The following is a 13,639-nucleotide window of genomic DNA, read 5'->3' as shown; positions in this document are numbered from 1 at the left end:
TGTGTGTGTGTGTGTGTGTGTTACACTTTTTTCCGGTGTATGCAAATATAAAGCGTTAAAAGATGCAGAAGAACACACTTTTTTCTGCGTCTTCTCAATACCTATATATAATAAGGTAGCTATGTTCTTGAATGATGGATTTAACACTTCAACTTCTTTTTACCGCGGCAAAGATACGGAAAGATGATGAAACGAACAAGAAAAAAGCTAAAAACTTTGCCCCTTACGTTTGCATCATATCAAAAACGGGGTTACTGTCTATTCCTTTCTGTTCCCTTTTTGTAACAACTTCATAACCATCGGGAGGGAAAAAGAATGAGATTCGCACAAAATGAGGTCTGGAAGTTATGATTCGTAAGTCGGCATTCGCACCATGTACAGGTGGCGTTTGTATGTGGTACAGATACGGTTTGTATGTGGCAAAGTCGGCAATCTTTCTACGGACAAACCGCGACTGTACTCTTTCCCGTGGAAGTTGGAAAATGTGAAGTTGTGTTACTTATGCTCGTTTTCTCTTGTTCTTTTCGCGGGTTTTTCCTATCTTTGTGCTCACATCGTATCAATTCAATTACTGTTATGAAGAAGTTTCTTATCTCATTGATTGCCGTATGCTTGTTGTTACCTGCGGCTTTGTATGCCGACACTTATTCCTCGTTATGGAAGCAGTATGAGGACGCTTCCGACAAGGATTTGCCACAGGCACAGCTCGCTATTCTCAAGCGTATTGCCGTGAAGGCCAAAGCAGAGAAAATGTTCGGGCAACTTTTGGCTGCCGAGATAAGAACGATAGGCCTTAAGGTGGAGATTGCGCCCGACTCGCTCCGTAGGGAAGTGGAGCAGATGGAGCAACGTGAAAAGGCCGTAAGAGAGACAAATCCGGTGCTGGCAGCCGTATATCAGACCGTGCTCAGTAAGATTTATGAGAGAAATACGCTGCTCGGCGACGACCGCGAAGCCCGAAGCCAAGCCTATGAAAGCCAAGCCCTGTCTCATCCCGACCTGCTGGCCAAGGCGCGTTCTTCGGCTTATACGCCCATTATCCTTGAAGGCTACGACAGCAAAATCTTCAACAACGACATGCTCAGTATCATCGGGTTCGAGGTGGGAAACTACAAGGTGTTGCACGACTATTATCTATCCCATGACAATCGCCCTGCGGCTTGCCTCTGTGCATTGTTCATGTTTACGACCAATCGCCCCGAAGAGGTGCCCCTGTTGAAGAAGTCCGAAGACCTGATTACCATAGATTCGTTGATCGACACTTATAAAGACCTTCGCGTAGCAGGCGAATTGGCCATCGAACGCTATGAGCTGATGGAAAATGCAGAAGACGTGACCGTGGAGGAACGGATGCAGTATATCAACTATGCCCTCAGCAGATGGGGTGCATGGCCTCGTATGAATGTGTTGCGCAACAAGCAGAAGCCACTTACAAATCCAAAGATGTCCGCCACGGTGATTCATGATGTCAACCTGCCTCATCGCCCCATCCGCATCCGCTTCTCCGAGGTTCGCAACGTGCAGGAAATTACCATGCGTGTGTCGCGTATTGCGATTGATGGCGATTACCGAGGGAATATCAATGATGAAAAAGAGTTGGCGCGCTTGCGTAAATTCATCTCTCCGATGGAACAACAGACGCAGACACGTCGTTTCATCGGGTTGCCCGATTACCAAGAAACGACCGACAGCATGCAGATTGAAGGGCTTCCCGCGGGAGTCTATCTGCTGGAGTTCAGCACCAATGTCCGGAGTATGGGTACGGAACGTTCGCTGTTGCGCGTGAGCGACGTATGTCTTTTAGCAGAGCAACTACCCGACAATCGGTTTCGTTTTGCCGTAGTGAGTGCCACTACGGGGCAGCCGAAACCACAGGCAAAGATACGTCTGATGTGGAACGAACATCGGGGGAAACCGGCCACAACGCATACCCTGACTACTGATGCCCACGGAGAAGCCTTTTACCGTTTTACAGGCGAAAAGCCCGACAAGGCATTTGCCTATACGACCGACGACCGCTTTAGTCGGCTCACTTATAATCTCAGCCATTTCTATTCCTCGGAAGGAGGGGCAGACCGCATCAAAAGCAACCTCTATACCGACCGTTCCGTGTATCGTCCCGGGCAAACCGTACATGTAGGCGGTATCGTCTATACTACCCGTAACCGCACGGAAACCAAGGCCGTAGCGGGAAGGGAGATGCAACTCACACTCTACGATGCCAACAGAAAAACCATAGAGCAGCGGCAAGTAACGTCGGATAGATTCGGTAGCTTCTCGGCCGATTTCACGCTTCCTGCTACAGGACACCTTAATGGAAACTACACCGTCAGTTCCGACGATGAGAGCCAAGGCAACGTCTCTTTTACGGTAGACGAATACAAACGTCCCACCTTCGAGGTGAAAATGCCGGAGGTCAATCAAAAATACCACGATGGCGATACCCTTATTGTCAAGGCGCATGCTGCCACGTATACCGGTGTGCCCGTACAGGGAGCCAAGGTCAGCTATACCGTTGTGCGGAATCAGGCCTATTGGTGGTGGTATCATGACAGGAGCGATGCCAATGCCACCCTGCTGACAGATACCATAGAAACCGATGCCAACGGAGACTTCCGTCTCGTTATCCCCATGGTCTTGCCCAAGAATACGGGTACCAAGCACCGTTCCTATTATGAAATACGGGTAAACGCAATGGTGACCGACCGAGGTGGAGAGACGCACAGTGCGGAGATGAAGCTGCCTTTGAGCACATACCCCACGGCATTCTATTGTGATTTGCCGCGGCAGTCTGAAAAAGACAGTCTGAAAACCATACGGTTCTCTTACAAGAATATGGCCGGACAAGATATAGCCGGAACCGTGAATTATTCTATTTCCGGTATGCCCGAGAAGTACACTGCACCGGCCAATGAAGAGATTCCGATACGGAAACTCGTGGCACAGTTGAAGTCGGGAATCCACAAACTTATCGCCGTATGCGACAATGACACCATTGAGCGAGAAATAGTGTTGTTCAGTCTTTCCGACAAAATGCCGGTCGTGAAGACACACGATTGGTTCTATCAGACGGCAAGTGCATTTCCTAAAGACGGAAAGCCCGTCTATGTGCAAGTGGGTTCGTCGGATACCGATACACATATATTATATAGTATCCTGTCCGGAAACAAGGTACTTAAACATGGCACGATAGACCTTTCCAACGAGGTGAAAACCCTGGAATATCGGTATAAGGAAGAATATGGTTCGGGCATCTTGGTTACATTCGCCCATGTGAAAGAAGGTCGTTTCTACGAACATGCCGTACATATCATGAAACCTTATCCCGACAAAAAACTCCATCTGAAGTGGGCAACCTTCCGCAACCGTCTCACCCCCGGGCAGAAAGAAGAGTGGACATTATCTGTTACCGATACGAAAGGGAGACCGGCTGTAGCTCGTGTCATGGCAGTGCTTTACGACAAGGCCTTAGACGCCATCACAAGTCATAACTGGTATTTCTCGCCTTATATGTATCGTCCTTATATCTCTACTTACTGGGCGTTCAATAGCTTCGGGCAGACTTACCTTGATGCATCTGCTGCCTACACGCTGCTGTCAGAGGATATGTTGGACTTCTCTCTATTAAGCGATGAATGGCTACCCATAGGCTACGATTGGGGCGGTGCGTATGACTTTGCATCTGAAATGGAAGTAAAGACCCGCGCGGTCATGATGTGTAAAGATGCCAATGTACAAAAGGAAGTGGTAGAAGAAGCAAAGGTCTTTGATTCTGCGGTAGGAGACCATGTGGAAAGTGTGGAAGCTGAGAAGGTCTCGCCTAAGGAGACGACCCAACTCCGTGAGAATCTGAACGAGACCGCATTCTTTTATCCCACCCTTACTTCCGATACTAATGGATGCGTGGCACTGCGATTCACCTTACCCGAAAGCATTACCACATGGCGTTTCATGGGACTTGCCCACGATACAGAGATGAAGTCGGGTATGCTCACCGATGATGTCGTGGCCAAGAAAACAGTCATGGTGCAGCCCAATCTCCCGCGTTTTGTTCGTGCAGGAGATAAAGCCAACATCGTGGCAAGGCTCTTTAATACCTCTGAAACAGCCGTAAGCGGCGAGGCCAAGATAGAAATGATTGACCCCGAAACCGACCGGAAAGTATATGAGAAGACAGTGAAATACAAAGTGGCAGCCGGAGAAACCGGTATCGTATCGTTCGATTATCAGCCCGATGGTGTGCAACCGTTGCTCATCTGTCGCATCACCGCTGTAGGTAAGGACTATTCCGACGGCGAACAGCACTACCTGCCCGTATTGCCCGATAAGGAGATGGTAACGACCACATTGCCCTTTACCATGGATGCAGCCGGTACAAAGAACATAGACCTGCGGCAACTGTTTGCGGTAAACGACCGGACGAATCGGCTAACCGTGGAGTACACGGACAACCCCTCATGGTTGATGGTACAGGCGTTGCCCTCCATCGTTTCTGCAGACGACGACAACGCTATCAGCCTTGCTGCCCTTTATTATACTCATAGTCTTGCCTCCGACATCCTCCACAGTTCGCCTCAAATCAAGGCAACACTCGAACAATGGCGTAGAGAAGTGGGAGAAAACAGCTCGTTGGTAAGCAATTTGAGTAAGAATCAGGAGCTGAAAGAACTGCTTTTAGACGAGACTCCGTGGGTGAACGTAGCCAATAACGAGACGGCTAATAAGCAGCAACTCGTGACATTCTTCGACGAAAACACCATCAACCATCGCCTCTCGTCTGCCATTCAGCGCTTAGAAGGTCTGCAAGGAATAGACGGCTCATTCTGCTGGTGGAATGGTATGGAGGGCAGTCCCTATATAACCATGGAGGTGATGAATATATTGGTACGCCTCAACAAGATGACCGGTGTTCGTCCCGAAACGGCCACCCTGTTGGATAAAGGCTTTGTTTATATGGGCAAGGCTATCATTCAGCAGGTGGAACGGATGAAGAGAGAAGAAGCAAAAGGTATCGTTCCTTATATTGATGGGCTGTGTGTGGATTTCCTCTATACGGCTACACTTGACGGCAGAAAGTTGCCCGCCGATGTGAAGAGAGCCTGTGACTATTTGCTGCGTCACCTTGAGAAGCAAAGTCGAAAGACCAGTATTTACAATAAGGCAATACTTTCCATTATCTTCAATGGTACGGGACGACAGACCTTGGCACAGGAATATGTGCGCAGTATTAAGGAATTTACCGTGTATAAAGAGGAGATGGGACGCTATTACGACACACGAAGAGCTGCCTACTCGTGGTGTGATTACAGAATACCGACACAGGTAGCTGCCATAGAAGCCCTGAAAGTTGTCACGCCCAACGATAAGAAGACCATAGAAGAAATGCAAAAATGGCTCTTGCAAGAGAAGCGTACACAGAGCTGGGATACGCCTATCAATAGTGTGAATGCCGTGTATGCTTTTCTCCATGGTCGGACTTCTGTCCTTACGGCAGGTAAGGCTCCCGTATTCTCATTAGACGATAAGAAGATGGAAATGCCTAAGGCATCGGCCGGCTTAGGTTATGTGAAGACCACTGAAACGGGTGCTGACATGCGTACGCTCTCTATACAGAAGCAGTCGGATGGCACATCGTGGGGAGCTGTCTATGCCCAGTACCGTCAAGACGTGAAGAACATAGACAATGCTTCTTCGGGGCTGACCGTCGTACGGGAGGTCGTGAATGGCGGCAGGAAACTGAAAGTGGGTGACCGCGTAAAGGTACGAATCACCATCAAGGCCGACAGAGACTACGACTTTGTGCAGCTGATCGACAAGCGCGCCGCCTGTTTAGAGCCGGTCGAGCAGTTGAGCGGTTATCGAAACGGTTACTATTGTTCGCCCAAAGATGTGTCTACGAACTACTATTTCAATATCTTGCCCAAGGGTGAATACCGTATTGAGACGGAGTATTATGTAGACCGTGTAGGCAACTATTCTACCGGTACCTGTACCATCCGTTGCGCTTATGCTCCTGAATATGGCGGACGTGCGGCGGCCATCTCCCTCGACGTAAAATAAAGAATCACGATGAAGTTAGATAAAAGAAGTACTTTCTCGCTATTCTTGTTGCTGATAGCATGGACGGTAAGTGCACAGAAGATTGTCGTAAAAAGCGATGTTATCGACTGTGGGCAGGTACTCTACCGAACTCCCGTCACCCTATCGTTCTCTCTAAAGAATAAATGGTACCGTGAACTGCATTTCACCCGTGCGGAAACAAGTAGCAGTGCGGTAAGTGTGGAATGCCCGCCGGTTGTTGTTGGGGACGATGATGATTTCACTGTCAATGTGACGTATGATGCCAAGCAGATGGGACGTTTTGAGAAGGCTGTATATCTTTATCACAATCTCTCGGACGAGCCGTTGAAGCTCATCATCAAAGGTATTGTGGTAGGAGAGCTAACGGCTTTTGAGGGAGATTATCCTTTCCGGTTGGGAAATATCAAAGCAGATATGAATAACATCGAGTTTGATAATGTGAACAAGGGTGATATGCCGATGCAGGAAATTCATATCATGAATGCTTCATCGAAGACCGTGCAGCCTGTCGCCATGCACCTCCCCGAATACATAAAGGCAGAGGTGTCGCCTTCCATGCTGTCTCCCGGGCATGCAGGTGTGGTTCGAATCACCCTCGATTCCCATTTGTTATACAGCATGGGGCTGACCCAGACTTCCATTTATTTGGGGGAATACCCCGGCGATAGGGTTTCTTCGGCGAAAGAGATTTCAATCTCTACAGTATTATTACCCTCTTTTACCGATATGACAGAGGCACAGCGAGCCTTTCCTCCTAAGATACAACTCTCTTCCGATTCGCTGAATTTAGGCGGACTGTCGGGTAAGGGCAAGGGTAAAGGTGAAATCATGATTACCAATACGGGTAAGAGTTGTCTCGACATCACTAATATACAAATGTTTACGACCGGTATGACTGTTTCTCTCAGTCGTGCACGAATAGAGCCGGATGAGAGTGCCGAACTGAAAATATCCGTGGATGCCAAGCAGCTTAAGTCTGCCCGAAGTAAGCCGAGGGTACTGATGATAACGAATGACCCTGCTCATCCGAAAGTGACGATTTGGGTAAATATCAACTAACAACCGTCTTCCCTGTGGCAACCAACACACTACGGAGAGGACAATATCATACACATAGACATAATGGAACATCCAGAAAACAATGCTGAATTTGAAGGCTTAACCGTTAATTCAGGCGTAAAGCAACCTGAAATAGTCAATCCTTACCTGAAACGAGGACATTATCGGCGACGTGAACTCACGGTGGCAGAGATGGTGGAAGGTATTGTGAAAGGCGATATTACCGTGCTCAGCCAAGCCGTGACTTTGGTAGAGAGTGTTAATTCTGCCCACATGCCAAAGGCACAGGAGGTCATTAATAAGTGTCTGCCTTATAGTGGGAATTCTATCCGTATAGGCATCAGCGGAGTGCCGGGTGCCGGTAAGAGTACGTCGATTGATGAATTTGGCTGCCACGTGTTAGACCGCACAGGGGGTAAACTCGCCGTTTTAGCCATCGACCCCAGCTCAGAGCGCAGCAAGGGAAGTATTCTTGGCGATAAGACGCGCATGGAGAAACTTGCTCAACGTAAGGAGTCATTTATCCGTCCCAGCCCGAGTGCAGGCTCATTGGGTGGCGTAGCACGCAAGACCCGTGAGACCATTATCCTTTGCGAGGCGGCAGGTTTTGACAAAATCTTCGTAGAAACCGTCGGGGTAGGACAGAGTGAAACGGCTTGCCATTCCATGGTAGACTTCTTCTTGCTCATACAAGTTGCCGGCACAGGTGATGAATTGCAGGGTATCAAGCGAGGCATCATGGAAATATCGGATGGCATTGTCATCAACAAGTGCGACGGAGACAATGTGGATAGATGCCGTTTGGCAGCAACGAGTTTTCGCAATGCTCTTCATTTCTTCCCCGAACCGGAAAGCGGATGGATACCCAAGGTGCTTTGTTATAGCGGGTTTTACGGGACAGGAATCAAGGAAGTATGGAATATGATTTACGAGTATATCGACTTTGTAAAGGATAACGGCTACTTCGATTACCGCCGTAATGAACAAAGCAAGTACTGGATGTATGAGAGTATCAATGAGCATCTGCGCAATAACTTCTATAATAATACCGTCATTCAAAAGCAGTTGAAAACTGCTGAACAGGCGGTATTAAGGGGAGAGGCTACCTCTTTCCAAGCAGCAGGGGATCTGTTGGAACTTTATTTCAAGCACATTGTAAAGGAGACGGAATAGACAGAAGACCCTATTCATAGATAGAACGATACGTCCCAAGATGATACAAGTCGAGATAGACAAGGGCAGCGGTTTTTGTTTCGGTGTGACAACTGCGATTAAGAAAGCCGAAGAAGAATTGGAAAAAGGCGAGCAGCTATACTGTTTAGGTGATATTGTGCACAACGGTATGGAAGTAAATCGTCTCAATCGTCGTGGCCTTATTACCATCAATCGCGACGATTTAAAGAGTCTCCATCACGTGAAGGTGCTCTTGCGTGCGCACGGCGAGCCACCGGAAACCTACGAGATAGCCAAACAAAACAATATAGAAATTATCGATGCCACTTGCCCCGTAGTGCTTCAGTTGCAGCGTCGAATCAAACGAAAGTTCGATGCCAACCCTATGGCGCAAATCGTTATATTCGGCAAGAACGGGCATGCCGAGGTGTTAGGGCTTGTCGGGCAAACCCGTAACAGAGCAATTGTAATAGAAAGTTTTGAGGATGTGAAGAAGTTGGACTTTGACCGCGACATCTTTCTTTATTCTCAAACAACGAAATCGCTCGATGAGTTTCATCGCATCATCACCTATATTCAAGAGCATATGGCCGAGGGTGCTACCTTTGAGAGTTTCGATACCATTTGCCGGCAAGTGGCCAACCGTATGCCCAATATCGCCGTCTTTGCCACGAAGCATGATGTGATACTCTTTGTATGCGGTAAGAAGAGCAGTAATGGGAAAGTACTCTTCCAACAGTGCCGGCAGGTGAATCCGCACGCTCATCTGATAGAAAATGCCAAAGAAATAGAACTCGAATGGTTCGACGGGGCACAGACTGTCGGCATCTGCGGCGCTACCAGCACCCCGAAGTGGCTGATGGAAGAATGTCGGGATTATATTCTTTCCCATCTCGGCGCATAATTTCAGATAAGAGAGCAGCGCGGGCTGTCTCATGACCGATGGGAGTGTGTCAAGAAAGGTTGCCGACTTTGCTGTGTACAAACGCCATCTGTACGCGGTACAAATACGGACTTGAGACCTCTGCAAAACTCCTCCTATAATTTGTCAAGCCTAACGTAGATACTTTTTTCGCTTAGTCGGACGCCACGACAACTGGCGGGAGGCTTGCACCGGCGTTGCAAACGTCAAACCAAAAGGAAAGTCAAATGCCCGGCTGGGGCAAGCGCCAAACCAAAAGGAAAGTTAAATGCCCGGCTGGGGCAAGCGCCAAACCAAAAGGAAAGTTAAATGCCCCGCCGGGGCAAACGCCAAACCAAAAGGAAAGTTAAATGCCCGGCTGGGGCAAGCGCCAAACCAAAAGGAAAGTTAAATGCCCGGCTGGGGCAAACGCCAAACCAAAAGGAAAGCTAAATGCCCGGCTGGGGCAAACGCCAAACCAAAAGCGGGCATGCGAATTCGAGATAAGGACATTACGCCAGTTCGATTATCTTTTAATCCCAATCGGTCGGAGTTTTAAATGAAAGGGACATATATAAAAGCAAAGATGCTGTATCATAACAATCGTGTGATACAGCATCTTTCATTTTGTTGTGAGGTGGTTTTACTTGATGAGGAACTTCATTGATTTCATTTGGTTGTTGCCCTCGATTTGCAGTATATATGCACCGGATGCCAAACAACCCGTGTCCAATTCATGGTCGGTTGTGGTAAGAAGCCGTTGCCCCTTGGCATTGTAAAGCTGTGCACACTTGAAATTGCCGATAATCGCAATCTTTCCGTTTCTAATCGAAACCCTTATGGGCTCTTGCTTAACGCCATTCACGCCCGAGGCAGGGTCATCTTCACCAACATACGCTTGCCGTTCGGTATAGTTACCATTAAAGTCCATTACTTTCCATCCCTTGTCAGTAGCAATTTTCACATCACTTTTATAGCATACATTCTTTTCCTCGACAGATGTATTGACAATGATGATTTCTCCACCGCCTTCACCTGTAATACTTTTCCCATTTATATCGGGCAGACCGTTCATAAGGTTTTTCATAGCGTCGCCTTTTAGCTGGTTATTAAAGCAGGTTACAGACAGTACCGTGGAGTTTTCTGGAAGGGAGATGGAAGTAAGCTCATTATTGGCACAAGATAGTACGGTAAGTTTCACGTTATTTGACAAGTCTAATGTCTTCAACAGATTATTCTTAGCCGATAATTTGGTGAGTTTTGAATTCGCCGCAAGGTTAAGTGATTCTATATTGTTGTAGTAGCATTCCAGCAATTGAAGGTTCTTGCATCCTTGCAAATTCAGACTGTGTAACTCGTTGCCGCTACATAGAATTTCTTCAATGGCATTCTCATCAGCCAATTGTATGTCCTCAATCTGATTACTGAGGCAATAGAGAGAGGTGAGTTGTTTATTATTTCTTAAATCAAGATGCTTAATGCGATTGTACGGACACAGGAGATCTTTAAGTAGAGGATTATGGCTTAAATCAAGTGATTCAATAGAATTATAATCGCATGATAGATTCACAAGATTACTGTTCTTGTCAAGCAGAAGTTCGGTTAAGGAATTTTCGTAGCATAGTAGTTCAGTGAGCGTGATACATCCGCTCACATCAAGCGAATTAAGGTCATTATCCGAGCAGTCGAATTTTGTTATGTCGCCCGTTATGTTCACATTTTGTGACGTTAAGGTAAGCATCGTTTCTCCATTGCCAATTGTAGCCGGTTTTGCTCCCTCTACCTTGTACTCTCCACTTCCATTTATTACGAGTTTAATCTGTTCTTTAGGGCTGCGCGATGTTTTCATCTTAATGACGTTGGAAGCCCCGATTGCAGCACCGTGGATAGTTAGAAATGTTGTAGTAAGGATAACTGTGCAAATCAATTGTTTTGCATTTTTGATGACTTGTGTAAATGATTTTTTCATTTCTTTGGTTTTTAGGATTGATAATTAAAGTACTATTATAACAATAATAGAGCGTTCATTCTCTATATTGATGGGCAAAGATAGAAATAAGGATTCATAATATCAAGCATTCTCATCACTTTTTGTAAATCTTCATATGTGCATTGGGAGTCGGGGAGTATAAAAGAGTGTGCATGGTTAAAAAACAATAAAACAGGTGCCGGTACCATTCGTAATTCTCCCTATATCAATAATTTGTTATACCTTTGCGACGATTTATTCAATAAACATAAAGTCTAACTTTATTAAACTTTTAATTAATTTTTATGTCAAACTTTAAAAACGTACAACCGTTAGAAGACTTCAATTGGGACGAGTTTGAAAACGGAAGTAAAGTAAACGTCAGCAAAGAGGAGCTGGAAAAATCTTATGATGAAACTCTTAACAACGTGTCTGAGCATCAAGTTGTAGAGGGAACGGTTATCTCTATGGACAAGAAAGAGGTAGTTGTAAATATCGGTTATAAGAGCGACGGTGTTATCCCCGCTTCCGAGTTCCGCTATGATCCCGACCTGAAGGTTGGCGATAAAGTTGAGGTTTACGTTGAGAGTCAGGAGGACAAGAAAGGCCAACTGATTCTTTCACACAGGAAAGCTCGTCTCAGCAAGAGCTGGGATAGAGTGAATGCAGCCCTCGAAAACGAAGAAGTGATTCAGGGTTACATTAAATGTCGTACCAAGGGTGGTATGATTGTGGATGTATTCGGTATCGAGGCATTCTTGCCCGGTAGCCAGATTGATGTGCATCCCATCCGCGATTACGATGTATTCGTAGGTAAAACCATGGAATTTAAGGTTGTGAAAATCAATCAGGAGTTCCGTAACATAGTTGTCTCCCATAAGGCACTCATCGAGGCCGAGATGGAGGCACAGAAGAAAGAGATTATCAGCAAGCTCGAGAAAGGTCAGATTCTTGAGGGTACTGTTAAGAATATTACATCTTATGGCGTGTTCGTTGACCTCGGTGGCGTTGATGGATTGATCCACATCACCGACCTCTCTTGGGGACGTGTAAGCGATCCTCATGAAGTGGTAGAACTGGATCAGAAGATAAATGTAGTCATTTTAGACTTCGACGACGAGAAGAAGCGCATCGCATTAGGTCTGAAGCAGCTTACTCCTCACCCATGGGATGCCCTCGACCCGAATCTGAAAGTGGGCGACCATATCAAGGGTAAGGTGGTTGTGATTGCAGACTATGGTGCTTTTGTAGAAGTTGCTCCGGGTGTAGAAGGTCTTATTCACGTGTCTGAAATGAGCTGGAGCCAGCATTTGCGCAGTGCTCAAGATTTCTTGCATGTAGGCGATGAAGTAGAGACCGTTATCCTTACGCTCGACCGCGAGGAGCGCAAGATGTCTTTGGGCATCAAGCAACTCAAGGAAGACCCATGGGAGGCCATAGAGGTAAAATATCCCATTGGAAGCAAACACGTTGCCAAAGTTTGCAACTTTACAAACTTCGGTATATTCGTAGAGTTAGAGGAAGGTGTAGATGGTCTTATCCACATCAGTGACCTCTCTTGGACGAAGAAAGTGAAACATCCTTCTGAATTTACTCATGTTGGTGCCGACATGGAAGTAATTGTATTGGAGATTGACAAAGAAAACCGTCGCCTCAGCCTCGGTCACAAGCAATTGGAAGACAATCCTTGGGACACTTATGAGACGCTTTACACCCCCGGCTCCGTACATGTAGGCAAGATTATCGAAATGATGGATAAGGGTGCAGTTATCGCTCTGAATGAAGGAGGCGAAGGTTTTGCCACACCCAAGCATCTGGTGAAAGAAGACGGAACGCAGGCTCAGCAAGGCGAAGAGCTTCCTTTCAAGGTGATAGAGTTCGTAAAAGATTCTAAGCGTATCATTCTTTCCCACAGCCGCACCTTTGAGGAGGTGAAGGATGATGTGAAGAAGCCCGGTCGTAAGCATAGTGGTAGCAAGAAAGAAGATGCACCTGTTATCAACAATGTAGCTGCCGGTACGACGCTTGGCGATATTGATGCCTTGGCCGAACTGAAAGCCAAGATGGAAGAGGGAGAATAATTCTTCTATCCATTTTATCTATATGCAGGGTCTGTTCTCATGGCGAGGACAGACCCTATATTTATAATGCTGTGGCAAAGTTTTTGGTTTTTTCTTGTTCGTTTCATCATCTTTCCGTATCTTTGCCGCGGTAAAAAGAAATTGAAGTGTTGAATCTATCATTCAAGAACATAGTTACCTTATTAAATAAAGGTATTGAGAAGACACAGAAAAAAGTGTATTTTTCTGCATCTTTTAACGCTTTATATTTGCATACACCGGAAAAAAGTGTAATACACACACACACATTCGCACCGTCGATCAGATAATACTTTAAACGCTTTTTCATACGCGCGCGCGAAGCGTGTCGCATCCCCTATAAACAAAGGGCTCCGA

The 13,639-nt window shown here is 46.5% G+C and carries 7 protein-coding genes; 6 read left to right on the top strand and 1 reads right to left on the bottom strand.

Annotated features, from left to right (window positions below; genetic code table 11):
• From HMPREF0658_RS11740 to HMPREF0658_RS04260, 5 genes are all read left to right on the top strand, one after another.
• The coding region (locus tag HMPREF0658_RS11740; RefSeq protein WP_081439457.1) for a hypothetical protein at positions 1-187 on the top strand (187 nt) is incomplete at its 5' end.
• Positions 188-576: 389 nt separating this feature from the next.
• Positions 577-6,060 (top strand): alpha-2-macroglobulin family protein, encoded by a 5,484-nt coding sequence (locus HMPREF0658_RS04275; RefSeq protein ID WP_006948850.1) that lies wholly within the window; start codon positions 577-579, stop codon positions 6,058-6,060.
• Positions 6,061-6,069: 9 nt separating this feature from the next.
• A complete protein-coding gene (locus HMPREF0658_RS04270; protein ID WP_006948848.1) occupies positions 6,070-7,140 on the top strand; it encodes a DUF1573 domain-containing protein in 1,071 nt (356 codons plus the stop codon).
• A gap of 63 nt (positions 7,141-7,203) precedes the next feature.
• A complete protein-coding gene (gene meaB, locus HMPREF0658_RS04265) occupies positions 7,204-8,313 on the top strand; it encodes a methylmalonyl Co-A mutase-associated GTPase MeaB (protein ID WP_006948845.1) in 1,110 nt (369 codons plus the stop codon).
• 40 nt (positions 8,314-8,353) lie between these two features.
• Complete coding sequence (locus HMPREF0658_RS04260) at positions 8,354-9,217, top strand: 4-hydroxy-3-methylbut-2-enyl diphosphate reductase (RefSeq protein WP_006948843.1); 864 nt, start codon at positions 8,354-8,356, stop codon at positions 9,215-9,217.
• 640 nt (positions 9,218-9,857) lie between these two features.
• On the opposite strand, the gene HMPREF0658_RS04255 is transcribed toward HMPREF0658_RS04260, so the two are convergent.
• Complete coding sequence (locus HMPREF0658_RS04255; protein ID WP_006948838.1) at positions 9,858-11,183, bottom strand: T9SS type A sorting domain-containing protein; 1,326 nt, start codon at positions 11,181-11,183, stop codon at positions 9,858-9,860.
• 305 nt (positions 11,184-11,488) lie between these two features.
• Here HMPREF0658_RS04255 and rpsA point away from each other — a divergent pair, with 305 nt between their 5' ends.
• Entirely contained in the window at positions 11,489-13,264 is a 1,776-nt protein-coding gene (gene rpsA, locus HMPREF0658_RS04250) for a 30S ribosomal protein S1 (protein ID WP_006948835.1), read from the top strand.
• Positions 13,265-13,639: the final 375 nt, after the last annotated feature.

The organism is Hoylesella marshii DSM 16973 = JCM 13450, assembly GCF_000146675.1.
In the GTDB taxonomy this organism is placed as follows: Bacteria; Bacteroidota; Bacteroidia; order Bacteroidales; family Bacteroidaceae; genus Prevotella; species Prevotella marshii.
This window is presented reverse-complemented; position numbering and strand designations above follow the sequence as displayed.

Coding starts and splice junctions, on each gene's coding strand:
- HMPREF0658_RS04260 (WP_006948843.1), top strand. CDS start 8,354: ATGATACAAGTCGAGATAGACAAGGGCAGCGGTTTTTGTTTCGGTGTG.
- meaB (WP_006948845.1), top strand. CDS start 7,204: ATGGAACATCCAGAAAACAATGCTGAATTTGAAGGCTTAACCGTTAAT.
- rpsA (WP_006948835.1), top strand. CDS start 11,489: ATGTCAAACTTTAAAAACGTACAACCGTTAGAAGACTTCAATTGGGAC.
- HMPREF0658_RS04270 (WP_006948848.1), top strand. CDS start 6,070: ATGAAGTTAGATAAAAGAAGTACTTTCTCGCTATTCTTGTTGCTGATA.
- HMPREF0658_RS04275 (WP_006948850.1), top strand. CDS start 577: ATGAAGAAGTTTCTTATCTCATTGATTGCCGTATGCTTGTTGTTACCT.
- HMPREF0658_RS04255 (WP_006948838.1), bottom strand. CDS start 11,183: ATGAAAAAATCATTTACACAAGTCATCAAAAATGCAAAACAATTGATT.